Origin of the sequence: Bacteroides acidifaciens, assembly GCF_903181435.1 — a bacterium.
Lineage (GTDB): Bacteria > Bacteroidota > Bacteroidia > Bacteroidales > Bacteroidaceae > Bacteroides.
On sequence record NZ_CAEUHO010000001.1, the window covers coordinates 2,611,507 to 2,634,145 of the forward strand.

General features: G+C 41.8%; 21 protein-coding genes, 1 other RNA gene and 2 pseudogenes. 11 read left to right on the forward strand and 13 right to left on the reverse strand.

Features of this window, described 5'->3' with window-relative positions:
- Positions 1–10: 10 nt before the first annotated feature.
- Together CLIN57ABFB40_RS11055 and CLIN57ABFB40_RS11060 are read right to left on the reverse strand one after the other, a co-directional pair.
- Complete coding sequence (locus tag CLIN57ABFB40_RS11055) at positions 11–556, reverse strand: 7-carboxy-7-deazaguanine synthase QueE (protein ID WP_175630094.1); 546 nt, start codon at positions 554–556, stop codon at positions 11–13.
- A 20-nt stretch (positions 557–576) separates the two neighbouring features.
- Positions 577–933: a 6-pyruvoyl trahydropterin synthase family protein gene (locus CLIN57ABFB40_RS11060; protein WP_175630095.1), complete on the reverse strand. Its 357-nt coding sequence runs from the start codon at positions 931–933 to the stop codon at positions 577–579.
- Positions 934–1,060: 127 nt separating this feature from the next.
- On the opposite strand from CLIN57ABFB40_RS11060, the gene CLIN57ABFB40_RS11065 reads away from it, so the two are divergent.
- Complete coding sequence (locus tag CLIN57ABFB40_RS11065; RefSeq protein WP_175630096.1) at positions 1,061–1,420, forward strand: YbaN family protein; 360 nt, start codon at positions 1,061–1,063, stop codon at positions 1,418–1,420.
- Here the strand turns inward: CLIN57ABFB40_RS11065 and CLIN57ABFB40_RS11070 are convergent.
- Entirely contained in the window at positions 1,390–1,956 is a 567-nt protein-coding gene (locus tag CLIN57ABFB40_RS11070; protein ID WP_175630097.1) for a nucleosidase, read from the reverse strand. The genes CLIN57ABFB40_RS11065 and CLIN57ABFB40_RS11070 overlap by 31 nt on opposite strands.
- A 198-nt stretch (positions 1,957–2,154) precedes the next feature.
- Here CLIN57ABFB40_RS11070 and CLIN57ABFB40_RS11075 point away from each other — a divergent pair, with 198 nt between their 5' ends.
- From CLIN57ABFB40_RS11075 to CLIN57ABFB40_RS11090, 4 genes are all read left to right on the forward strand, one after another.
- Positions 2,155–2,448 (forward strand): hypothetical protein, encoded by a 294-nt coding sequence (locus CLIN57ABFB40_RS11075; RefSeq protein ID WP_128824435.1) that lies wholly within the window; start codon positions 2,155–2,157, stop codon positions 2,446–2,448.
- An 11-nt stretch (positions 2,449–2,459) separates the two neighbouring features.
- Positions 2,460–2,750, forward strand: coding sequence for a cell division protein ZapA (locus CLIN57ABFB40_RS11080; protein ID WP_175630098.1), 291 nt, complete (start codon positions 2,460–2,462; stop codon positions 2,748–2,750).
- A 118-nt stretch (positions 2,751–2,868) separates the two neighbouring features.
- Complete coding sequence (gene rny, locus CLIN57ABFB40_RS11085) at positions 2,869–4,404, forward strand: ribonuclease Y (protein ID WP_175630099.1); 1,536 nt, start codon at positions 2,869–2,871, stop codon at positions 4,402–4,404.
- Between the two features lie 126 nt (positions 4,405–4,530).
- Complete coding sequence (locus tag CLIN57ABFB40_RS11090) at positions 4,531–5,280, forward strand: copper homeostasis protein CutC (protein ID WP_175630100.1); 750 nt, start codon at positions 4,531–4,533, stop codon at positions 5,278–5,280.
- Between the two features lie 13 nt (positions 5,281–5,293).
- Here CLIN57ABFB40_RS11090 and CLIN57ABFB40_RS11095 read toward each other — a convergent pair whose 3' ends face one another.
- The 4 genes from CLIN57ABFB40_RS11095 to CLIN57ABFB40_RS11110 form a co-directional block, all read right to left on the reverse strand.
- Entirely contained in the window at positions 5,294–6,508 is a 1,215-nt protein-coding gene (locus CLIN57ABFB40_RS11095) for a sodium ion-translocating decarboxylase subunit beta (protein ID WP_175630101.1), read from the reverse strand.
- Positions 6,509–6,525: 17 nt separating this feature from the next.
- On the reverse strand, positions 6,526–6,954 hold the full coding sequence (locus CLIN57ABFB40_RS11100; protein ID WP_175630102.1) for a LapA family protein: 429 nt from the start codon (positions 6,952–6,954) through the stop codon (positions 6,526–6,528).
- 126 nt (positions 6,955–7,080) lie between these two features.
- Positions 7,081–7,458 carry a hypothetical protein gene (locus CLIN57ABFB40_RS11105; protein ID WP_254871741.1) on the reverse strand — a complete coding sequence of 126 codons (378 nt, stop codon included), beginning with the start codon at positions 7,456–7,458 and terminating at the stop codon, positions 7,081–7,083.
- Between the two features lie 121 nt (positions 7,459–7,579).
- Positions 7,580–10,339, reverse strand: a complete 2,760-nt coding sequence (locus CLIN57ABFB40_RS11110; protein ID WP_175630103.1) for a transglutaminase-like domain-containing protein — start codon at positions 10,337–10,339, stop codon at positions 7,580–7,582.
- A gap of 300 nt (positions 10,340–10,639) precedes the next feature.
- Here CLIN57ABFB40_RS11110 and CLIN57ABFB40_RS11115 point away from each other — a divergent pair, with 300 nt between their 5' ends.
- The gene (locus CLIN57ABFB40_RS11115; RefSeq protein ID WP_004301914.1) at positions 10,640–10,777 is read left to right on the forward strand and encodes a hypothetical protein; all 138 of its coding nucleotides are present in this window, start codon (positions 10,640–10,642) and stop codon (positions 10,775–10,777) included.
- A gap of 97 nt (positions 10,778–10,874) precedes the next feature.
- Positions 10,875–12,053, forward strand: a complete 1,179-nt coding sequence (locus tag CLIN57ABFB40_RS11120; RefSeq protein ID WP_175630104.1) for an aminopeptidase C — start codon at positions 10,875–10,877, stop codon at positions 12,051–12,053.
- Between the two features lie 90 nt (positions 12,054–12,143).
- On the opposite strand, the gene CLIN57ABFB40_RS11125 is transcribed toward CLIN57ABFB40_RS11120, so the two are convergent.
- From CLIN57ABFB40_RS11125 to dinB, 3 genes are all read right to left on the reverse strand, one after another.
- Positions 12,144–12,845, reverse strand: coding sequence for a DUF4627 domain-containing protein (locus tag CLIN57ABFB40_RS11125; protein WP_175630105.1), 702 nt, complete (start codon positions 12,843–12,845; stop codon positions 12,144–12,146).
- A gap of 54 nt (positions 12,846–12,899) precedes the next feature.
- Positions 12,900–14,834 (reverse strand): heparinase II/III family protein, encoded by a 1,935-nt coding sequence (locus CLIN57ABFB40_RS11130; protein WP_175630106.1) that lies wholly within the window; start codon positions 14,832–14,834, stop codon positions 12,900–12,902.
- A 110-nt stretch (positions 14,835–14,944) separates the two neighbouring features.
- Positions 14,945–16,033, reverse strand: a complete 1,089-nt coding sequence (gene dinB / locus CLIN57ABFB40_RS11135; RefSeq protein ID WP_175630107.1) for a DNA polymerase IV — start codon at positions 16,031–16,033, stop codon at positions 14,945–14,947.
- A 144-nt stretch (positions 16,034–16,177) separates the two neighbouring features.
- Here dinB and CLIN57ABFB40_RS11140 point away from each other — a divergent pair, with 144 nt between their 5' ends.
- From CLIN57ABFB40_RS11140 to CLIN57ABFB40_RS11150, 3 genes are all read left to right on the forward strand, one after another.
- On the forward strand, positions 16,178–17,056 hold the full coding sequence (locus tag CLIN57ABFB40_RS11140; RefSeq protein WP_175630108.1) for an Rpn family recombination-promoting nuclease/putative transposase: 879 nt from the start codon (positions 16,178–16,180) through the stop codon (positions 17,054–17,056).
- Positions 17,057–17,507: 451 nt separating this feature from the next.
- Positions 17,508–17,705, forward strand: coding sequence for a hypothetical protein (locus tag CLIN57ABFB40_RS11145; protein WP_175630109.1), 198 nt, complete (start codon positions 17,508–17,510; stop codon positions 17,703–17,705).
- A gap of 31 nt (positions 17,706–17,736) precedes the next feature.
- A complete protein-coding gene (locus tag CLIN57ABFB40_RS11150) occupies positions 17,737–19,959 on the forward strand; it encodes a RagB/SusD family nutrient uptake outer membrane protein (RefSeq protein ID WP_254871742.1) in 2,223 nt (740 codons plus the stop codon).
- Between the two features lie 219 nt (positions 19,960–20,178).
- Here CLIN57ABFB40_RS11150 and CLIN57ABFB40_RS11155 read toward each other — a convergent pair.
- Both CLIN57ABFB40_RS11155 and CLIN57ABFB40_RS11160 read right to left on the reverse strand, forming a co-directional pair.
- A pseudogene (locus CLIN57ABFB40_RS11155) lies at positions 20,179–20,487 on the reverse strand (transposase); the annotation flags it as partial.
- 38 nt (positions 20,488–20,525) lie between these two features.
- A pseudogene (locus tag CLIN57ABFB40_RS11160) lies at positions 20,526–20,843 on the reverse strand (DNA polymerase IV); the annotation flags it as partial.
- A 144-nt stretch (positions 20,844–20,987) separates the two neighbouring features.
- On the opposite strand from CLIN57ABFB40_RS11160, the gene CLIN57ABFB40_RS11165 reads away from it, so the two are divergent.
- The gene (locus tag CLIN57ABFB40_RS11165) at positions 20,988–21,890 is read left to right on the forward strand and encodes a PD-(D/E)XK nuclease family transposase (protein WP_024988478.1); all 903 of its coding nucleotides are present in this window, start codon (positions 20,988–20,990) and stop codon (positions 21,888–21,890) included.
- 345 nt (positions 21,891–22,235) lie between these two features.
- Here the strand turns inward: CLIN57ABFB40_RS11165 and ssrA are convergent.
- Positions 22,236–22,632, reverse strand: a transfer-messenger RNA (tmRNA) gene (ssrA, locus tag CLIN57ABFB40_RS11170).
- Positions 22,633–22,639 lie beyond the last annotated feature (7 nt).

Consider the following 22,639-nt stretch of genomic DNA (forward strand, 5'->3'; position numbering starts at 1 on the left):
TCTATTTTGCTCAACGGATGTCGATTAATTTGTGTGTTTGCAAGCTGAGTCTCCATTTGGGATGTCGCATTACACAGTCCACTGTTGAAGCAGTGTTATTACAAGAACAAGGCTGGAGGAAAAAATGTTCGGCGGGAAGTTGTTCAAAAATGCTTATATCTTGTCCTTCATAGACCACTTTCACTTCATCCATCCGGTCGATGGCAAGCTTCGCCCCTTGTTTGGGAGAGCAGGTCACCCAGTCGATAGCTGCCGGCAGGGGGCGTGTACCGTTGGTTTCGATACAAACATATTTACCTGCCCGGTGCAGGCGGTCGATAAATTCATCGTCTATCCACAAAGAGGGTTCACCACCTGTCAAGATGACGGTAACGGCAGGATATTTTTCTACTTCAGAGATAATTTCGTCGTCGGTCATCATTGTTCCTTCTTCGTGTTGTGTATCGCAAAAATCGCATTTCAGGTTGCAGCCGGAAAAACGGACAAAGATAGCCGGGGTTCCGGTGTGGTAGCCCTCGCCCTGCAAACTGTAAAAGATTTCATTAATCTTTCTCATCGTTGTATGTATTTTGTTTGCTACTCTTTCTCTTCTCCTGTTGTAGAGTCTTTCTCGTAGATGACAATGTTTCCTTCCGACTCCTGCACCTCCACTTTATAGCATTGCGGGATTTGTTTGCAAACCCAGCGGGCAATATTCTCGGCTGTGGGATTGAACGGAAGTACTTCATTCAGATTTTGATGGTCGAGTTTCTCCATGACCACTTCTTTGATGCGGGTAAAATCGACCACCATTCCTTCGGAGTTAAGTCGTGCGGAACGACAATAAACGGTGATAATCCAGTTGTGACCGTGTAGACTGGCGCATTTACTGCGATACGGGAGTACCAGCTTATGGGAAGCTGAAATCTCCATACGTTTGATTACTGTAAACATTGCTGTATGTATTTTAATAGTTATACGCATCTAATGTCACCTCGATGCGACGGCAAAGGTAATACAAAAAGAGTTTTCATTCAGCAATGACAGTTATTTTTTCCTATTTTCGTACTATCTTTGCCACATGAAAACTCTGTATATTGTTTTAGGAAGCATTTCCCTGGCACTCGGTATTCTCGGCATCTTTCTGCCGTTACTGCCTACTACCCCCTTTCTGCTACTCACGGCCGCCCTTTACTTCAAGGGTTCGCCCCGATTATATAATTGGTTGTTGAACCATCCGCATTTCGGTCCTTATATCCGTAACTTCCGCGAGAATAAAGCAATTCCGCTACGAGCCAAGATTATCTCACTTGTACTGATGTGGGGGACAATGCTGTATTGCATTTTCTTCCTGATTCCTCTGCTATGGGTAAAGATTCTCCTGGGACTGATAGCCGCAGGTGTTACTTATCATATTCTTTCTTTCAAGACGTTGAGGTAGTTGGAAAGTCCCTGACGGGCATCTGCAAGTTTATCTTCCCAATGTTTCACGGAGTTTTGGCCGATAATGTCAGTGACGTATTTCACGGAGATAAACGGAATTTCCTTCGAGCGGCAGACAAATGCCTGCGCATAGGCTTCCATATCCACCACGTCTCCGGTGACATGAGTCAGTTCGGTCAAAAAGCCATCGCCCGTATTACAGATTCCATTCTCCGTCCAGTGTTCGCAATATCCTTTTGCTTCAAGCAAAGCCGTAGAGTCGATTTCACATTCCATTCCCAATCCTGCGAGCTTCTGCATATCACGGTCTACAAACTTCCGGCAGACGAAAATATCCCCTACCTGATGGTTGACTGTTCCCGCACTTCCGATATTTAAAACCAAGTCGGGTTGCACCTGACGAATCGCTTCTGCCAAATGAAAAGCGGATTTTACTTTGCCTATTCCTGTGCGGATATAGTACGGGTCTACATCGGGCCACTTTATTTCTACAAATTCGCCTTGGACGGCGTAGGTTACTAATATTTTCAACATAGGTTTCCTTCATTTTATTGAAATGCAAAGATATAGTTTTTCCCGAGCAATGCTGGTTTTACAAAGTAATTATTGCCACAGAACTCCCCTCTTTTTCTCGTTCAACCCGCTATTTTGCGCTAAAATGCACATTTTATCCCGAAAAGTTTTTGTAATATCAGAGTTAATCGTATTTTTGTGTACAATTTTGGTGTAGTAATGACAGAAGAAGAAAAAAAGTTATTGAATACCTTTGAGACGCAGCTACGGCATTTGATCTATTTGCACGATGAGTTAAAGCGTGAAAATGCGGAGCTGAAGAAACTTCTTGATATTGAAAAATTAAAAAATGAGAAGGTACAGGCGCAATACGATGAATTGGAAGTCAGCTACACAAACCTAAAAACAGCTACGGCAATCAGCCTTAACGGCAGCGACGTAAAAGAGACGAAGCTGCGATTGTCTAAATTAGTGCGTGAAGTCGATAAATGCATCGCTTTGTTGAATGAATAAGAAGAAGATGTATGAACGATAAAATAAAGATAAACCTGCAGATAGCAGACTCAAACTACCCGTTAACCATCAACCGTGAGGAAGAAGAAATGGTACGGGAAGCTGCCAAGCAGGTAAATATCAGGCTTAATAAGTACCGGGAAGTCTACAAGAACCTCGAACCGGAAAAGATTATTGCCATGGTAGCCTATCAGTTCTCATTAGAGAAACTGCAATTGTTGGAACGTAATGATACCGCCCCCTATACGGAGAAGGTAAAAGAACTAACTGAATTGCTGGAAGATTATTTCAAAGGAGAATAAAATTGACCGGCTATTCGCTGATAAGAGAAAAACAACCACGCACTGCACAATATCCAAGCAAGAATATGCTTTGATATTTGGCGGTGCGTTTTTATTTATATATTAAATTAAATGTAGAATGATAGCAATAATAGCAACAGCAATTGCTTGCTTCATTGTAGGTGGAGTCCTTTCATACATACTATTTAGGTATGCGCTGAAATCCAGATACGACAACATCCTGAAAGAAGCAGAGACGGAAGCAGAAGTAATTAAGAAAAACAAGCTGCTGGAAGTGAAGGAGAAGTTCCTGAACAAGAAAGCGGACCTTGAAAAGGAAGTAGCACTGCGGAATCAGAAGATTCAGCAGGCGGAAAACAAACTGAAACAACGCGAAATGGTGCTCGGACAGCGCCAAGAAGAAATCCAACGCAAGAAGATGGAAGCCGAAGCTGTCAAAGAGAACCTGGAAGCGCAGTTAGTGATTGTCGATAAGAAAAAAGAAGAACTTGACAGACTGCAACAGCAGGAAATTGACAAGTTGGAAGCAATCTCCGGTTTGTCTGCCGAAGAAGCGAAAGAACGCCTGGTAGAATCCTTGAAAGAGGAAGCTAAAACACAGGCTCAGTCATATATCAATGACATCATGGATGATGCCAAGTTGACAGCCAACAAAGAAGCGAAACGTATTGTAGTCCAATCCATCCAACGGGTAGCTACGGAAACTGCCATCGAAAACTCTGTTACGGTATTCCATATCGAATCGGATGAAATTAAAGGACGTATCATCGGTCGTGAAGGACGTAATATTCGTGCATTGGAAGCTGCTACAGGTGTTGAAATCGTTGTAGACGATACTCCTGAAGCGATTGTCCTTTCAGCTTTCGACCCGGTTCGCCGTGAAATTGCCCGCCTGGCTCTGCACCAGCTTGTTACCGACGGACGTATCCATCCGGCACGTATCGAAGAGGTGGTAGCTAAAGTACGCAAACAGGTGGAAGAAGAAATCATCGAAACAGGTAAACGTACAACGATTGACCTTGGCATCCACGGTCTGCATCCTGAACTGATTCGTATTATCGGTAAGATGAAATATCGTTCTTCTTATGGTCAGAACTTGTTGCAGCATGCACGTGAAACAGCCAACCTTTGTGCTGTAATGGCATCAGAACTGGGACTGAATCCGAAGAAAGCAAAACGTGCAGGTTTGCTGCATGATATAGGTAAAGTGCCTGATGAAGAACCGGAATTGCCACACGCATTGCTGGGTATGAAGCTCGCAGAAAAATACAAGGAGAAACCGGATATCTGCAACGCTATCGGCGCTCACCATGACGAAACGGAAATGACGAGTCTGCTGGCTCCTATCGTACAGGTATGTGACGCTATCTCAGGCGCACGTCCGGGCGCACGCCGCGAAATCGTTGAGGCTTATATCAAGCGTCTGAACGACCTTGAACAGTTGGCAATGTCTTATCCGGGTGTGACAAAGACTTATGCAATCCAAGCAGGACGCGAACTCCGCGTTATCGTTGGTGCAGATAAGATTGACGACAAGCAGACTGAAAACCTGTCGGGCGAAATCGCTAAGAAGATTCAGGATGAAATGACTTATCCAGGACAGGTGAAGATTACCGTTATCCGTGAGACACGTGCGGTCAGCTTCGCTAAGTAAGACCAAAGACTTAAAAAAGAAATCAAAGATAGAAGGGCGAAGCAATTCGCCCTTTTTTAATAAATGAATATTCCTTTTTAATAACAGCAAACACTTTTCATTTCTTTCATTTTTATTCATCAACTTATGAAAAAATACCAATTCGAAGTTTGTGCCAACTCAGTAGAAAGTTGCCTCGCTGCCCAAATAGGCGGAGCCAACCGTGTAGAATTATGTGCGGGTATTCCCGAAGGTGGAACAACACCTTCTTACGGAGAAATTTCTATGGCTCGTGAAATACTGGATACAACCCGGTTGCACGTCATTATCCGTCCTAGAGGTGGAGATTTTCTCTACTCGCCTATCGAAGTAAAGACAATGCTGAAAGATATAGAGATAGCCCGGAAACTCGGAGTTGACGGAGTTGTTTTTGGATGCCTGACTGCTAATGGAGAGATTGATTACGCTGCCATGCAAGAGTTAATGCTAGCCTCACAAGGCTTGTCTGTCACCTTTCATAGGGCTTTCGATGTTTGTTGCAATCCCAAGGAAGCACTGGAACAAATTATAGAACTTGGCTGTAACCGGATTCTGACTTCCGGTCAGCAAGCTACTGCAGAACAAGGTATTCCTTTACTCAAAGAGCTGCAGGAGCAAGCAGCAGGAAGAATTATCCTACTTGCCGGATGCGGTGTGAATGAAAAGAATATTGCTCGAATCGCCCAGGAAACAGGGATACAGGAGTTCCATTTCTCTGCCCGCGAAAGTATTAAAAGTGAGATGGAGTACAAGAATGAATTAGTATCCATGGGCGGCACTGTACATATCGACGAATATGAACGGAATGTAACGACCGCCCGGAGAGTTATGGATACGATTCAAGCTATATCTTTATAATTCAATCTATATTTTATAAATAAGGTATGACTGTGATATAGATGCCTGTAATAATAGCCGAAGTAATTACGCCCGAGATATTGGCTCCCAAGGCATCCCCCAAAACAAATGAGTCCGGATTGTCTTTGCTGACAATCTTTTGGGCTACTTTGGCGGTAGTAGGCACACAGCTTACGGCGGCGATGCCAATCACCGGATTATAATTCCCCCGTTTGATAAAGTACATGATATAACCGCCCAGGATTCCACCGATGCCGGAAAGCAGCAAGGCTACGACACCCAAAACTAATAATTTAAGAATCTTCGGGTCGAGTAGTAGATGCGCGTCACAAAGCACACCTAATAATAGTCCCAACATAAAGGTAGAACCGTAAAGCAACGGCCCGCTTACAAAGTCATAAATATGCTTCATACCGGATTCGCGAACAGCAACTCCCAGAAACAAAGAGAAGAATAAAGGAGAAGCAACCGGGAACAAGAAACAAAGAACTGCACAAAGAACAGCGGAGAAAGCCAGCTTCACTTTAGCGTCATAGTTTTTCGGTGCTTTCTTCGTCACCATTTTGATAGCCCGGAAGCGTTTGGGAACCAGGAGTTTCACCAGATAAGGGTAGCCACCGTATGTCAGTCCCAAATAAAGATAGGCTACCACTGTGATAGGAACAAACAGATGTTTTGCCAAAGCCAGTGAAGTAAACAATACCATCGGTCCATCGGCGCCACCTACCATGGCAACAGAGGCACTTTCTTTCAAAGTCAATCCGAGAGCGGCGGCAATAGGCACTGTTAGGAAAGTTCCCAACTCTGCACATAGAGCAAGAAAGATACTTGCAAATGGTTTCTGAAGCAGGAAGCCGACATCCAGCAGTGTCCCGATACCCATAAAGACAAAACAGGCTATCAGCCCGTTACTGAACGTAAGTGTATAAACGGGTTGCAGAAAGTCTATCTGCATCGTATTCATCAATGCGTCGGTATCCGAAAGCATCGGGTCGAGAAAAAGGTTACCCAATGTACCGTCAGGCATAATCAATGTTCCACAGTTGATGGCTACCATCCCCAGTCCCATCGGAATCATAACCATAGGTTCGAGTACACCTTTCCAACCCAGATAAATAAGTAACAAACCAAGAAGTACCAGAAAGATTCTGGCAGAAGCGAGAAACCAGCCGCTTGCCATCATTGTACCAATGCCTTGAAATAAAGTCGCAAAATCTATATTTTCCATAATGAGTGTCTTTTTTATTATTTGTCAGTAGCTGACTTCTTTGAACTTTTCTTGTTGATATGCGCCCGTTCTTCTTCCTTAAGAAAGAACTCCCGGGTATCTCGGGGATAATAATAATCCAGCAGGGTTTCGTCCGAAGCTCCCGGACTCACGCCATGATAATACCCTGCATAACCGGTAAAATTACGATTGATGCCATGGCTGAAGTCTTCACGGTAATCCCCCATAGCTTCTTCCGCTTCAAGCGGTATCTGCCTGACGAGCCTTTCCATTTTCTGACGATGCTGCCGCCAGCGATGCAGACGAAGTAACTCCAACCGATGGGAACTATAAAAATCGAATGAATCGGCAGCATAAGCTATTAATTTAATAACTGCTGCAACAAAAAAGCCTATGAGAAAGGTCAGCCCCATCATAGCTAACGTAGATAGTAATAAATGAATCATAGTAGTATAAAAAACAGATTGTACAATCATTCATGCACACATACGACATGCCCGGATATCTATATCATCCGGACCTGTTAAACATATTTGTGCAAATTCCCAGGAATACTCAGAAAGAAAGAATGGCTAAATCAAGATATGTGCCAAGGTATAAATGTAGTACCTATTAGAATATTTCAGATAATTAGTGTCGGAAAGAAGAATCTTCCTTTTGTCTTCGGGCAAACGGAAAGAGCGTAAACTTAACAATTGGACAATGACAGGAATATCATTAAACTTCAATGTCCGCACAGGAGTGATGTTTCGTGGAAGCGAAAAAGTAGTCAGGATTCCTAAAGAATGGCTTTCTTCCGGGGGTGAAGCGAGTGTTGTAGTAGCTGAAATATCACCATCCACAGAGATTACGGCCGTTTCCCGAAATCCCTGAGCATCTTCCTTATGGGTCAGACTACCCCCAATAAGTAAAAATGCAAGTGACAGTATGCACAAAAGATATTTCATCATAACTCTCCTATAAACGTAACAATTAATTCGCATAAAAGTGCGCTCTATATAGAGAATTAACGATTATTGCATACTGTCACACGATATTACTACCTGCTACTTCTTCTTTATCTATTGCTTTCTACAATCCATGAACGGTTTTCATTAATTGTTCACCCAAGCCGATAGTATATCCTTGAGAAACAAAGACTACACGGTTGAATGTATCGGCGATAATAAATACCGGCAGGCTATTCTTATGTTTTAATTTCATATTTCCCACAATCTGTTTGCAGATACCGTCCGTATCAATACCATAGATAACCGTAGAAGGTAATTCTGGAAACTCTGAAAGAGTAAACTTCTTACACTGGACTTCATCGGGGAAAAGCAATACCATTTTCCTTCCCCATTTCTCCAAATCGGACTTTAAAGCGGCAATATCACGCAAAGCATGATTGGTAGGTTCCTGCCCCGGAGCGAGAACACCAACCACAAAGTAACCACGACCACATGATTGCAACAAACTTTGTTTAGCTAAAGGTGTACTATCCTTTCCTATACCCTCAACCGATGTGAAAAGCGATTCGGAATTGAAATTACCGATAACAGCAACTTTCTCTCCTGATTCACGTAGATGAAAAGGGACTTTAGTTTCCATAAGTTTATCATTTTCTGCTGATAACATAAAGGAAGAAACTCTCGCCAGCACACCACCGCTTGCCAGTCTCGTACCAGTGACCAGCAAATAATATCCAGTATCCAATATACCGGAACACCCTTTTTCCGGATATCTTTCATCAAAACTGATTAATTCCGGTTTTCCATCAACAATCCTGGAGATTGTATATTTGCTGTAATATCTAGCTCTATCATCACCGTAGCCAATTGCCTGTTCTCCATCACATAAATGATAATATCCCTGCGGCGTCCGCACACTCTCCTTTTTCTCAAAATCAGCTTCCACAAACTCACCAGCCGGAGTAAGATCTTCTGTCGGAGGAAGTACATACCCCACACGCCCATCTGTACTCCTCATGCGGGCAAGAATATCCATACTACGTGCCAATGCCACAAAAAAGATATCCCTTGAATGGGAATCCGCAACACGTGAACGCCACACGCCTTCCGGAGAGATAGGAATACGTTGAGAATTGTTTTCTTCATCAATCGCAATATTATTACTTACCCATTCTATCAGTAGTTGCGGACGACTGCGAAAAGAATCAATCTGTGCTTCCGTAAATTTTGATTGGAAAAAAGACCTGTATGGAGTCAACGCTTCCATGGCAATACGTGGATTAAGGATATCATCGACTTCTTCCAACCAAGCATCCATACAAGTCAAACAATCCGACAAAGTACAACCATATAAATATTTGGAGATATCTTTCGTATGGAGAAAATGGTCTAACAACACTTCATAATTTACATCACGACGATCTTTTTCAGAAAGGGTTTGTAATAAAGCAGCAGCCTTCATCAGTTTTCCCTGACGATCCGCTTCCCTAATAAAACGAATCAGCACATCATAATTCCCACGTGAATCTATAATAAATGAACATAGAGCCTTTTTAACACACGGATGTATTTTTTCTTTCAAACCAGACATAACAGAATCAATTTGCGCCATAGTCGGAAAAGTAGCAACATAAGCATTGCGAATCGAATCTTCCTGCTCCAGTCTCCTGTCATTTTCGGCCCGCTGTTCCGGAGTCACTTCAGGTAAAATAGCATTCTCAACCGGAGGAACAATGTCAATATCCACTTCAAAAATATCACCTTCTTTTTTGTCAAGCGCTAATACCAATTCCGATTGCTTCCCAAAAGACAATTTAGAAAAGCCAAATCTCCCCTTGTCAGAAGCCCATACCAGCATATCCCCTCTTCCTGCTGTCAACGAAGCGCGACCGTCCGCATCGGCATATTTGGTAGCTACCGTATAAAACTCAGCATAATTATAGACTTTAAACTCGACTTTAGCACCGGAAACAGGACGACCATCCGTATCGGTCACCGTCACAACCGCCTTAGCCGTAGGAGCATAATTATCAATTACATTAATCTCGGTATAATTCGGAGTTTCAAGCATAATCTCTTCCGGCCCGTTATAACGACCGAACACCTTTGTATGCATCAACATTCCACGGCTTGCAGGCGCATTGAACCAACCGAGGTTCAGCACCGGTTCGGGTTCACAAGCACCAAAGAAATACCACTTGCCATCCGCCCAAGCTTCTACCCAGGCATGATTATCGTCAGTGTGCGCCCAACGAGGAGTATAAACCTGACGTGCAGGTATCCCGACAGAACGTAGCGCAGCAACCGTAAAAGTAGATTCTTCGCCGCAACGTCCATAGGCTGTTTTCACCGACGCCAGCGGTGAACTTGTACGGGCATCACTTGGACGATACACCACTTTCTCATGACACCAATGATTCACCTCCAAAATCGCATCTTTCATCGAAAGACCTTTCACTCGCTCCTTCAACTCTTCGTAAAAAACTTTGCGGGATTCATCCAAGTTTTCGTTATTCACACGGACAGGCAGCACAAAATGCCGGAATAACTCATCGGGAACAGTCTTTCCCCAAGGCATCTCATGGCGAGTCTGCTCGGAAAGACGAATATTTGCCAAATAATATTTCCCGTGATAATCCGTTATATCTCCTATCGGCATATACGCATACAGAAACATCAAAGCTTCACGCTCTGAAAGAGTCAAAGTGCTATCCGAAAAGACAGCAAACAGCTCCCCATTAGGGAGTACTTTCTGTTTCTGCTCAAAATCCTGAAGTACCTGATTACGATAAGCTTCTTCTTTCAGAAAATGGGATTCACTGCATGAAAATAATAGTGCAGAGAAAAACGAGACAAGCAAAAGACGGACGAGTGTTTTCATATTTATGTGTTAATTAAATAAACGAATCATGAAACAAAGGTGCATACTAAAGTATACGTCCACAAAATTACAAGTTTTTTTCAAAAAGACGACACAAGTAACTGTAAATGTATGTAATAGGTTTGTAATATCTACCGTGTTCGAACCTCTTATAAAAAGAAAACTCAGAAGAAAAAGAAGTTTTCTATGTTTTACAGCATATAATTCAAAAACATTTTGTACTTTTGCAGTGTTAATAAAGAAAACAAGATGTAAAACCGCTCTTCAAAACGTGGGGGGCAAAAAAAGAGGAAACAAATTATGAAAAAGAATGCAAATGAAAAAATTATGATGTTACAGTACCGTATTAAACGCTATCAAGCAATGGGAAACGGCGCAATGTGCCAAACCCTGAACGGTAAACTTCAAAAACTGCTGTCACAGCAGGTTGCCATGTAAATAAACACACTAACTATATTAAATTGAGCGAGGAACTTTCGAGTATCCTCGCTTTTTTTATACTTTTGTACCCAGAATATAATGAAACACATATGTCATGAAGAAATTTTTGATTTCGGTTGCGTTGCTCCTGTCAGCCGCAACCTCTTTTGCACAAACACCCGGTTATGAATTCACAACCGTTGTTTCTCACAAAGCGACTCCCGTCAAAGATCAGGGTTCTACCGGAACTTGCTGGTGCTTTGCCACCACTTCTTTCATGGAATCCGAACTGCTACGCATGGGCAAAGGAGAATATAATCTCTCGGAAATGTATATCGTCCGCCAGAAGTACATGAATCAAATGAATGATAATTATCTCCGCCGTGGAAAAGGCAACATCGGAGAAGGAAGTCTGGCACATACATTCACAAATGCCTATAAGCAAGTGGGAATTGTTCCAGAAGAAGTTTATTCCGGTTTACTTAACGATAAAAAAGACCATAATCACGGAGCATTGACACGTTATTTCAAGGCTTTGGTGGACGCTAACATCGCTTCGAAACAGCGTACTCCGGAATTTTATGCCCTCATCAATAATCTGTTCGATACTTACTTGGGCAAGCTTCCCGAAAAGTTCACCTATAAAGGAAAAGAATATACTCCCCAGTCTTTTACAGAAAGCTTGGGATTGAATATGAATGACTATATAGAGCTGACCAGTTTCACCCATAAACCTTATTACGAGACTTTCTCACCCGAAGTTCCCGACAACTGGGAAAACCAGCCGATGTACAATCTTCCGTTGGACGAGCTGATGGCTGCCATCGACCACGCACTGAACAACGGATATACCGTATGTTGGGACGGTGATGTCAGCGAACAAGGTTTCTCTTATAAGAACGGAATTGCCATCAACCCGCAAGTGGAAGATGTGAAAGACTACTCTACTACCGACCGTGCACGTTTTGAAACAATGCCTAAATACCAACGTATGGAAGAAGTATTCAAGTTTGAACATCCTTATCCTGAAATCGACGTGACACCAGAAATCCGCCAGGAAGGTTATGAGAAGTTTGTGACAACCGACGACCACCTAATGCATATCACGGGCATCGCAAAAGATCAGAATGGTACTAAATATTACATTACCAAGAATTCCTGGGGAGCAGACGGCAACAAGTTCGGCGGGTATCAGAATATGTCCGAAAGTTATGTACGCGCTAAAACTATCAGCGTCATGGTACACAAAGACTCTTTGCCAAAGGAACTGAAAAAGAAACTCGGTATTAAATAAAAGATTATTCTCCAAATAGACAGGGCGACAAAGTATCACTACTTAATCGCCCTATCTTTTTATTAACCTACTATTAAAAAACTTTCTTCTTTATTTCTTTCTCAACGTCACATCACTGATTTCTACAACACCACCTTTATTCTGAGCAAGAATGGCTACATAACAATCTTTCAGGATGGCAGCGTCATCATCTGTATCGGACACTTCCAGATCAGCATTGGCTTTCTTACTGCTAATGGCGTTTACCACTTGTCCCATGTCGTAGTAAACCACCACTTTGGTCCATTTATCAGCATCTTTAATCTTGAAGTTGTATTGTGCACCCGAAGCATTCGGCTGAGAATCAGCATCGTAATCCCGACGCATAAAGAATGTAGTATTGTACTTGCCATTATCATTCTTTTCTTCGTTAGTCTGCTTGATATATACACTCACCGGAGTACCTGCTTCTTTAGCTTTTGCGTAGAAAGTGAGAACATAGATACCTTTTTCCAGCCCGTCTGTAACACGCTGTCCCAAGAAAGCCTTATACCAGGAGATGTTCTTTGAAGCACCCGAATTATCAATTTTCATAGCATTAGGATACTTGGCATCACCGGTTTGTTCCCATGCAATGGTAGTCGCTCCGTCAGTCTCATTATTCATAATGAACCATTCGCCTGCGGTAGCCTTGTTGGCATTGGTCACCTTGTTCGTTACTTCTGTGGCAAACTTTTCGTTTTTAATCAGATTTTGAGCGCTTACAGTCACTCCTGCAATAGCCAAAAGGCCGGCAAATAATACTTTTTTCATCTTACTGTGGATTTAATTAATTATACCTATTATTTCTTCTTCTAATTTTAATATCTACTTCACTTGTTGGATAACAAATCCATATTTTCCCGTCACCTTCTTTTCGTCCGTCTTCAGTGTGATGCGGTAAATCTCCTTACCCCATACGTTGGACAAGCGCGGATCATCCAATTTAATAGTTTCCAGTCCGGCTTTAAACTGAGACGGATACTGCATTTCCACCTTTTGGCCTTTTACTTCAATCCGAATCTTTCCAGCTGATGGGAAAGTAACATTCCCCCAAGTTAAGAAATTCACTTGATTAGGGTTAATAGCCTCATCCAAGGTATAAACATCACCGATAATGAGTTTATTATTATCAAGCGTATAAGAACGAACCCAACTCTTCACTTTCGCCTCCGCCGGATAAGCGGCAGCTATATCCGTAGAGAAAACACGTTTCTTCTCGTTGCAAACCGTATTTGTTGCCTTATATTGCTGCCCGAATTTCTGTGGTACACCGTTAATCATCGGCAAGTTGTGATAATTGCTTTGCATCGTCCATATCGTATAACGGTCTTTGCTGAATGTCTGTTTTGTATAAGTACCTACGCCTGCATCAATAATCACAGGAATCGTATTGACATACAAAGAGAATGTTCCTACATCATTATGATTGTGGCTTTCATTATTGAATCCGCCTTTGGCAGCAACAAACATGCCATTCTTATTCTTCATGTAGCAGAATTCCGTTTCGGGATACCAAGTCACGTCCGGCATATCATGTTTCGGAGTTGCTTTCGCCAGGTCATTGCAGCAAAGCAGAGATTGAAGCGAACGGAAAGCATCATTGCCCATTGTAGCATACGGTTTCCTGCCATTCAGCAAGTATGCTGCAAAATGCATCATTTCATCGCTGTTTACGGCTTTACCGAAACGGTAAATCAACAAAGGATCGCCACCGCCTTTTGCCGAAGCATCGGCAAAGTTCACTACCCAGCCATCACCAACGTAAGAACGGGACATATATTCTCCCATGCGGCGAATCATCGGTTCGTTAAAAAGAGATATCTTACCACCTGTACCATCGGAAAGGATTTGAAGATAGTCATAGAGTTTTCCGGCCGCGTGTCCCCAGTAAGATGTTCCCTCTTCGCAAGCACCATCAGATTTCACGAAATTAATGAACTTATCTACCGACTTCATGGAACGATAAACCGCTTTCGCCAATTTCTCCTTATTGTTTTCCATCAGGAAGAAACATTGCAGGGCGTTGGAGTTACACCAAGGATTCCAGTTATTGATAATTTCTCCCGGATTCCAGTTGAAAGCCATCCACCACATTTCATCATCGTTCATATAAGGGTCGAGGATTCGTTCTTTGATGGCTTTACGCATTTGCAAAGATACTACGGGATTAATCTTATCGAATGGCTTGCGGAAGAAATAGTGTACCCAAGCCATCAAAGCTCCGTAACCGCCCGAACCAAGGTCGATAATCTGTTCACGAAAGTCGGGAAGAGAGCGTTTGCTACTTTGCCGGGGTAAATGTGCGGACAAAACCCATGAATTCATTTCACAACTCATATAAGCGCCGTTCAGCAGTTGGTCGATAAAGCGTCCTTTGCCTTCGGCCAATTCGGCAAGCATCAGAGTATTAAGTGCCTGGCGGTTGGCATCATAAGGAACTTCCATCACTTTCCGGTTACCGCTGCGTTCGTATTCCAGATAGGCAGTGGCAGGAATCAGTTGCCATTTGTAGTTGAGGAGTTTTTCGCCGGCTTCGATGAGGCGTTGTTTGTTAGGTCCCATCAGTGAGTCCCAGGCGGCGCGGTCTGTGTAAGCAGGATAAGGCACCCAGGCTTGTTTCATTACTAACACGTTTTTCAACGTAGTTTCGTCTGCTGCCTTTTGCAGCAGGTTGCGTTCGGTGTAAGCGTTTGCCTTGAAAGAAAAACTTCCTAAAGCTGCTACTAAAAGAACACACAGCAAATGTTTCATTCGATTCATGGTATTTTGTTCATTTAAGTATGGCAAAGATAGCGTATCTCTATAAAAATAAGGTGAGCAAATCATACGAACCTAATGACAAAAAAGTACATACTTCAAAAATCATACTATTACCATTCACTAAATTCAAAACTCAACTGCTCCCAAGCACCACGCTGTTCATCTACTTCTTCTTTCGGATTGGAAACGGAAAGTCCGATAAGCCGAATCGGGTGTTGTTCATATTCCACACTTTTCAGCAGTTCTTTTGCTAGTGGAAGTACCCGGTCCAAAGTCGTCAGTTCCTGCGATTGGGTCATACTCCGGGTGATTTGGCTAAAGTCATGAAACTTGATTTTCAAGGTAAGCGTGTTTCCCTTGAATTCTTTATGGTTGAGACGTTCAATCAGTTCCACTGCTACATGATACAGTTCGATAATAACTGAGGAACGGACTGAAATATCCCGTTCCAATGTACGTTCACACCCGATGGATTTACGAATACGGACAGCCTCTACCGGACGCTCGTCAATACCTCGCGCACATTCATAATAAAGAGCTCCCACTTTGCCGAAATGTGCTGTCAACATCTCCAACGAACATTTACGTAATTGAGCCCCATTACTGATTCCGAGCAAGTGCATCTTTTTGGCAGTCACGGGGCCCACTCCCCAAAATGATTCGATGGGAAGACGGGCGATAAAATCCAAAGCCTGTTCCGGATGGATGGTACATAGTCCGTCCGGTTTACGATAGTCAGAAGCTATTTTTGCCAGAAATTTATTATAGGATATTCCGGCAGACGCTACCAAGTTCAGTTGTTCGCGAATTTTCTGTTTAATCTCTTTCGCTATATCCACAGCTAAGGAAATGCCTTTCTTGTTTTCTGTTACATCGAGAAAAGCCTCATCCAAAGAGAGAGGTTCGATAATATCGGTATATTCATGAAAAATCTCATGTATCTGCCGGGAAACGGATTTATAAACGTCCATCCTGCCGGATACAAATATGAGCTGAGGACAAAGACGTTTCGCTTTTTGCGAAGACATAGCGGAACGGACTCCGTAACGCCGGGCTTCGTAACTGGCAGCAGCCACGACTCCCCGCTCTTCAGCATGACCTACAGCTACCGGTTTGCCACGAAGTTCCGGATTATCACGCTGTTCTACAGAAGCGTAGAAAGCGTCCATGTCGATATGTATAATCTTTCTCTGAGTCATTCTTTGGGAATAGCAGAGCAAACTTACTATATTTTTTCGAATAATCATCATTCTTTAGATGACAGACAGGGTAAAATCCATTTATTTTCTTGTCTAAATAAAACTTTATCTGTATTTTTGTAGTAGCCAATATATTAGACAATTATGAATAGCAACAATAAAAATCAGATAATCCGTTTTGACTGGGCTATGAAACGTTTGCTCAGGAACAAGGCAAATTTCAGTGTCCTTGAAGGTCTGCTCACTACGTTATTGGGTGAGAAGATTATTATTCAGAGACTCCTTGAAAGTGAAAGCAATCAGGAGGATGAATATGACAAGTATAACCGTGTCGATATGCTTGCCGAGAACTCCAAGGGTGAACTGGTACTGATAGAGGTGCAGAACAATAATGAATATGCCTACTTCCAACGTATGTTGTTCGGTACTTCCAAGCTGGTGACTGAGTATATCAATAGGGGAGAAAGCTATGACAAGGTGCGTAAGGTATATAGCGTTAATATCGTCTATTTCTCTCTGGGACATGGAACTGATTTTGTTTATCATGGAAAGACGGAATTCAGAGGTATACACACCAATGATCTCCTAGAACTCACTCCATTCCAGAAGCAGACATTCAAGGTGGATACGGTAAGTCAGCTATATCCTGAATATTATATCCTGAAAGTAAACGGTTTCAATCAGGTAGCGAAAAGTCCCCTGGAAGAATGGATCTATTATCTTAACACCGGAGAGATACCTTCCACTGCTACAGCTCCCGGTCTTGAGGAGGCTCGTGAAAGGTTGAAACTGGATAGCATGACCAAGGATGAGCTTGCTGCCTATTACCGTCACTTGGATAATATTGTTATTCTTCGTGATAATATCAATACCGAGCGTGAAGAAGGTAGAGCGGAAGGTCTTGAAGAAGGAGCAAGAAAGAAAGCTATCAAAGTCGCCCGTTATCTAAAGTCATCAGGAACCGCAATGGAATTAATTATTGGAGCTACAGGATTATCTAAAGAAGAGATTGAAAAACTATAATATAAACTTTTTACATAGTATTTAGGAGGAACTATACATATGTATAATCTTTCTCTGAGTCATTCTTTGGGACCAACAGAACAAACTTACGGAAAAAAACTGCGTAATTCTACAAAGGCAAAGCAGAAAACAAAGGATTTAGAATGTAATCTGATAGTATTTGATTAGATTTCAATAAAATTGACTACCTTTGCAAGCGGATAGGGAAACTCTATCCAAGACATATTAGAAAAGAAAGAAGCGTTATGCTTATCTTGTTGTTGAAAACGTAGGAAATTTTCAAAATGAGCAAGGATGGCATAGTGGTTCTCACGCTATAGCGTGGGCTGCTATTACTACATCTGCTCATTAGGTTTTTCCTACGACCTTCAACAAAGACGTGGCATTGCAGTTCCACGCTTCGTAGTTTAATTAGACTTGGTTTAGGAACGGAACCATAAGAGATAATTGTATGAAAGAATTTGCATATTCGTACATTGAATTGGGAGAACAATATTGGTGGGCGTTTCTTATCATTTGGCTCTTGTGGATTATTGTAGCCCACATTCCCAACTTCATAGATTTCCACTATGCGGACATCATTATTCCAATCATTCTTCTGACCATTTGGGGCATATTGAAATTGCTTGTAGTTTTCAGCGCAATATAAATCGTTATCCATCAATAAAATATATACATTTATGAAATTCAAAAAGTATTTTTATTTGTCTGCGGCACTTGCTTTTGTTCTTTGCTCATGCAGCGATGACGATGAAGCAGGTGAAGGCTTTACACCTACAATATTCAACGTGGTGGGTAAAGTCGAAAAAGGTCCGATGATTCGCGGTTCTCACGTAGAAATGCGAACATTGGACGAGTACATGATTCCTACTGGAAGTTCTTATCACGCTACCATTGACAACAACTTGGGGAATTTTAATTATGGCGTACTCAAGATAAACAGTCCGTATGCACAATTAACGGCAGACGGCTATTTTTTTAATGAGGTGAACGGTAAATTATCAGAAAGTGAAATCAAATTGGATGCTATTGTGGACTTGAAAGATAACAGCACTATCAATGTCAATGTATTAACCCATTTGAAAAGCAAGCGCATCCATCATTTGGTTGCCACCAAAGGTCTGACATTCAAGGAAGCTAACGCACAAGCCCAAAAAGAACTGCTTACCCAATTTGGATTACAGCAATTTGCCTCTAAAGATGCGAGCCAATTTTCTCTTACTTCTGGTGATGATGCCTCCGGTACATTGATAGCTATATCGTCTTTGGTATTGACAGATAAATCGGATGCGGAAATCGTTGAGTTTCTATCTATTCTAAGCAATGAGTTTGGTACAGAAGGTGCTTTCACCCAAGAGACAAAGAAAAGAATACAATCCGGTAAGAACTACCTGAATGCAAGATTGGATAGGATTTCCGAAAACATAAAGAACCGTTACAAAGAATTGGGATTAGAAGTCAAAGTCAAAAACTTGGCTTACTATTTCGACTGGGATAATGATGGTATTGCCGGAAATGAATTGGACGAATCAGAATCTGTTACGATTAGTACAACGGAAGTAAATGTTCCGAAAGAAGGCGGCGAATATACCATTACTATTGAATCTGATAAGCCTTATTATTTAAATCCACCTTCTTTTGAATCTGATTCAGATTCCGGTTTTAGAGTTGAAGAAGTACCAGACGAAATGTGGAGTGATTCTCCGGGATTATACGAAGCTAGCGCAAGTATCTCTACTCCTTCGATAAAGCATAACAAAACCATTGATAACAATATCATTACTGTAAAAATAGAACCAGCTTTATTTAAAGAGGATCTATCCACCAACTTTACGGTATATAATGCAAGAGGTAAAGTTGCTGCTACTGTTATCATCAAACAACAAGGAGACAGTAATTATTGGGTTAAGCATGCCCCCGTCAAATTGGGATATGGTGGAAAGTCTGCTGTATTAGCCATTATGAGCGTTATGAGAAATGCTGTATCAGAGCAATTTCATTTACAAAATAATTATACTCACCAAGAAGACTTTAGAAACTCGGTTCCTTTCCATCCTTATGATAGAAAAATAGAAAATACATGGAGATATTACTATAGCGCAATCAATCAGTGGCTCGCGATTAAAGATGTTGATGCAAGCCTATTAAATTGCTACCAATCGTTTATCGACACCCACCTTGCATTGGCATACTATCAGCTGTCTTCTCGTTGGGGCGGTGTACCTTTTATAATGCAGCGTTCAAACGCCCCCTACATATCCCTGCCACGTACAGATGAATCAGAAGTTCTTTCAAGAGTAGAGAATATGTTGTTCGATGCGATGAGGAATTTGGACGAACATCGCTATGACGCTTTCCAAGATGCCAACAACATGCTTTTCGTTTCTAAAGATGTGGCCAGGACATTGCTTGCATTTATCTACTGCAATCAAAAGAAATTCGACAAGGCATTGCCGCTTTTGGAAGAAGTCATCAGAAGAGGTGATTACCACTTGGAATATTCAAAAGCGACTGAATACAAAAATAATGCAGAATGCATTTGGGGCTATCACATACAGACAAGAAACGGAGAAACTTGCCATCCTTGCCTTGATTACAAGGATGTGATACTGACTGCTGCCGAATGCCTGTATCACACAGGAAACGTTTCTAAGGCTAAACAATATATCAATCAAGTATGCGAACATAAGAATCTCACGGTTGACCAATCAGATATTCTGAAAGCCATAGCTTCCCTGCACTATCAAATAAATTCCCCCAGCTATATGAATTTTATCAGAAGAAACGAATTCGGTGAGTCCTTTATGGGACTAAGCCATCACAATCTTTATCAGCTTTTATGGCCTATTCCCTATGATGTAATAGTCAGAAATCCACAAATGACACAGAATCCGGGATATTAGTCCTAGTATATAACGAAAGCCCTGCTGTTTACGGGAGGGCACTAAAAAAGTAAGTGATATTCAGTTTGCCTTCGACGGAGGCTCAACATAAAAAAATTGCCAAGTCTTTATCAGAGGATTTGGCGATTTTTTCATTTATTGCAGTGGAGTGCGTAAAACTGTTTTTTGTGGCATTATATGCGACCTATAGTCAGATATACGATACTCAAAGGGACTATATCAGTTCAATCGGAGAATTCGCTTGATGTTTGCGGCAAAAATCACCATGGCGCCTTGCATACGCATACAGTCCATGCCATACGAGTCTGCCCTGTCGTAACCAAAGACATTTTTTAGTTCTGAGTTTTTAGCCTCTATTTTGTATCCGACCTTAGCTTTGGTCTTGAACCCTTCTGTTTTCTCGAAGTCGGCCTGCTTCTGATGTTCCTCCGACTTGATTTGAACAGCATAAGTTTTACTCTTAGCGCCTTCCTTATAGCACCCGTGTCGTCTGGAGCATACCCGACATTTATCAACGTCAAAATAAAAAAACGAGTGTTTGATTTTTACTTTGGGCACTGAAAAAGTGCCCTCTCCAAAAAGAGAGGTTCGATAATGTCGGTATATTCATGAAAAATCTCATGTATCTGCCGGGAAACGGATTTATAAACGTCCATCCTGCCGGATACAAATATGAGCTGAGGACAAAGACGTTTCGCTTTTTGCGAAGACATAGCGGAACGGACTCCGTAACGCCGGGCTTCGTAACTGGCAGCAGCCACGACTCCCCGCTCTTCAGCATGACCTACAGCTACCGGTTTGCCACGAAGTTCCGGATTATCACGCTGTTCTACAGAAGCGTAGAAAGCGTCCATGTCGATATGTATAATCTTTCTCTGAGTCATTCTTTGGGAATAGCAGAGCAAACTTACTATATTTTTTCGAATAATCATCATTCTTTAGATGACAGACAGGGTAAAATCCATTTATTTTCTTGTCTAAATAAAACTTTATCTGTATTTTTGTAGTAGCCAATATATTAGACAATTATGAATAGCAACAATAAAAATCAGATAATCCGTTTTGACTGGGCTATGAAACGTTTGCTCAGGAACAAGGCAAATTTCAGTGTCCTTGAAGGTCTGCTCACTACGTTATTGGGTGAGAAGATTATTATTCAGAGACTCCTTGAAAGTGAAAGCAATCAGGAGGATGAATATGACAAGTATAACCGTGTCGATATGCTTGCCGAGAACTCCAAGGGTGAACTGGTACTGATAGAGGTGCAGAACAATAATGAATATGCCTACTTCCAACGTATGTTGTTCGGTACTTCCAAGCTGGTGACTGAGTATATCAATAGGGGAGAAAGCTATGACAAGGTGCGTAAGGTATATAGCGTTAATATCGTCTATTTCTCTCTGGGACATGGAACTGATTTTGTTTATCATGGAAAGACGGAATTCAGAGGTATACACACCAATGATCTCCTAGAACTCACTCCATTCCAGAAGCAGACATTCAAGGTGGATACGGTAAGTCAGCTATATCCTGAATATTATATCCTGAAAGTAAACGGTTTCAATCAGGTAGCGAAAAGTCCCCTGGAAGAATGGATCTATTATCTTAACACCGGAGAGATACCTTCCACTGCTACAGCTCCCGGTCTTGAGGAGGCTCGTGAAAGGTTGAAACTGGATAGCATGACCAAGGATGAGCTTGCTGCCTATTACCGTCACTTGGATAATATTGTTATTCTTCGTGATAATATCAATACCGAGCGTGAAGAAGGTAGAGCGGAAGGGCTTGAAAAAGGTAGAGCGGAAGGGCTTGAAGAAGGAGCAAGAAAGAAAGCTATCAAAGTCGCCCGTTATCTAAAGTCATCAGGAACCGCAATGGAATTAATTATTGGAGCTACAGGATTATCTAAAGAAGAGATTGAAAAACTATAATATAAACTTTTTACATAGTATTTAAGAGGAACTATACAATGGATTACGTATGGTTCCTCTTTTTGTTTATGAAACAAGTAATCTACACATAATAATAAAAGCATCAAGTCCCAATCTAATCAAGAAATAAGTTCATTTTTTATGGTATTTAACAGGAAACAGATTAAATGAATATAAACATTATCCATGTCCCGTGGAAGGTTGCCTATGTACCAAATATAAAGCTAAAGGCGTTTACAATAGTGACTGCAAAAATTGTGGTCATCCTAAACATCCGAGCAAATATTAATAAATAATATATTCTAATATAAAATAAGGCTTGTATAATGGTTACAAGCCTTATTCATGTGGAGCTGGAGGGAATCGAACCCTCGTCCAAACGAGGAAATCATAAGCTTTCTACATGCTTATCTTTGCCTAAATTTTCGAGCAGGAACAGAACCAAAGCCATCAATTCCTGCCTTATCCTCTAAAGTTTCATCAAAAGTGCGAGGCCGCCTTTGACTATCCCCGATGTGACTGCACCACTGAACCGGAATGCTTCGGAGCAACAGCTTCCGAGTGATGTCTCGTCCTGGCACCTTGTGCCTGGATTAAGCTAATCTACTATGATTCGATTAAGCAGCAAGAGCGTAATTAGTTTCGCCAGATAAAATTTTGATAACTGAGATTTAAGTGGAAATTACCGACCCACTGCATGCTTACCTACCATTTCTGCCCGCTGTCAAATCCAGTCAACCCCAAATTTT

What these genes read in the sequence shown, in the direction of transcription:
- CLIN57ABFB40_RS11125 (WP_175630105.1), bottom strand. Translation starts at nt 12,845, where the DNA reads ATGAAAAAAGTATTATTTGCCGGCCTTTTGGCTATTGCAGGAGTGACT.
- CLIN57ABFB40_RS11165 (WP_024988478.1), top strand. Translation starts at nt 20,988, where the DNA reads ATGAATAGCAACAATAAAAATCAGATAATCCGTTTTGACTGGGCTATG.
- CLIN57ABFB40_RS11105 (WP_254871741.1), bottom strand. Translation starts at nt 7,458, where the DNA reads ATGATGAAATATCTTTTGTGCATACTGTCACTTGCATTTTTACTTATT.
- CLIN57ABFB40_RS11075 (WP_128824435.1), top strand. Translation starts at nt 2,155, where the DNA reads ATGACAGAAGAAGAAAAAAAGTTATTGAATACCTTTGAGACGCAGCTA.
- CLIN57ABFB40_RS11120 (WP_175630104.1), top strand. Translation starts at nt 10,875, where the DNA reads ATGAAGAAATTTTTGATTTCGGTTGCGTTGCTCCTGTCAGCCGCAACC.
- CLIN57ABFB40_RS11100 (WP_175630102.1), bottom strand. Translation starts at nt 6,954, where the DNA reads ATGATTCATTTATTACTATCTACGTTAGCTATGATGGGGCTGACCTTT.
- CLIN57ABFB40_RS11145 (WP_175630109.1), top strand. Translation starts at nt 17,508, where the DNA reads ATGAAAGAATTTGCATATTCGTACATTGAATTGGGAGAACAATATTGG.
- CLIN57ABFB40_RS11110 (WP_175630103.1), bottom strand. Translation starts at nt 10,339, where the DNA reads ATGAAAACACTCGTCCGTCTTTTGCTTGTCTCGTTTTTCTCTGCACTA.
- CLIN57ABFB40_RS11055 (WP_175630094.1), bottom strand. Translation starts at nt 556, where the DNA reads ATGAGAAAGATTAATGAAATCTTTTACAGTTTGCAGGGCGAGGGCTAC.
- CLIN57ABFB40_RS11060 (WP_175630095.1), bottom strand. Translation starts at nt 933, where the DNA reads ATGTTTACAGTAATCAAACGTATGGAGATTTCAGCTTCCCATAAGCTG.
- CLIN57ABFB40_RS11090 (WP_175630100.1), top strand. Translation starts at nt 4,531, where the DNA reads ATGAAAAAATACCAATTCGAAGTTTGTGCCAACTCAGTAGAAAGTTGC.
- CLIN57ABFB40_RS11130 (WP_175630106.1), bottom strand. Translation starts at nt 14,834, where the DNA reads ATGAATCGAATGAAACATTTGCTGTGTGTTCTTTTAGTAGCAGCTTTA.
- CLIN57ABFB40_RS11095 (WP_175630101.1), bottom strand. Translation starts at nt 6,508, where the DNA reads ATGGAAAATATAGATTTTGCGACTTTATTTCAAGGCATTGGTACAATG.
- CLIN57ABFB40_RS11140 (WP_175630108.1), top strand. Translation starts at nt 16,178, where the DNA reads ATGAATAGCAACAATAAAAATCAGATAATCCGTTTTGACTGGGCTATG.
- dinB (WP_175630107.1), bottom strand. Translation starts at nt 16,033, where the DNA reads ATGACTCAGAGAAAGATTATACATATCGACATGGACGCTTTCTACGCT.
- CLIN57ABFB40_RS11080 (WP_175630098.1), top strand. Translation starts at nt 2,460, where the DNA reads ATGAACGATAAAATAAAGATAAACCTGCAGATAGCAGACTCAAACTAC.
- rny (WP_175630099.1), top strand. Translation starts at nt 2,869, where the DNA reads ATGATAGCAATAATAGCAACAGCAATTGCTTGCTTCATTGTAGGTGGA.
- CLIN57ABFB40_RS11065 (WP_175630096.1), top strand. Translation starts at nt 1,061, where the DNA reads ATGAAAACTCTGTATATTGTTTTAGGAAGCATTTCCCTGGCACTCGGT.
- CLIN57ABFB40_RS11070 (WP_175630097.1), bottom strand. Translation starts at nt 1,956, where the DNA reads ATGTTGAAAATATTAGTAACCTACGCCGTCCAAGGCGAATTTGTAGAA.
- CLIN57ABFB40_RS11150 (WP_254871742.1), top strand. Translation starts at nt 17,737, where the DNA reads ATGAAATTCAAAAAGTATTTTTATTTGTCTGCGGCACTTGCTTTTGTT.
- CLIN57ABFB40_RS11115 (WP_004301914.1), top strand. Translation starts at nt 10,640, where the DNA reads ATGAAAAAGAATGCAAATGAAAAAATTATGATGTTACAGTACCGTATT.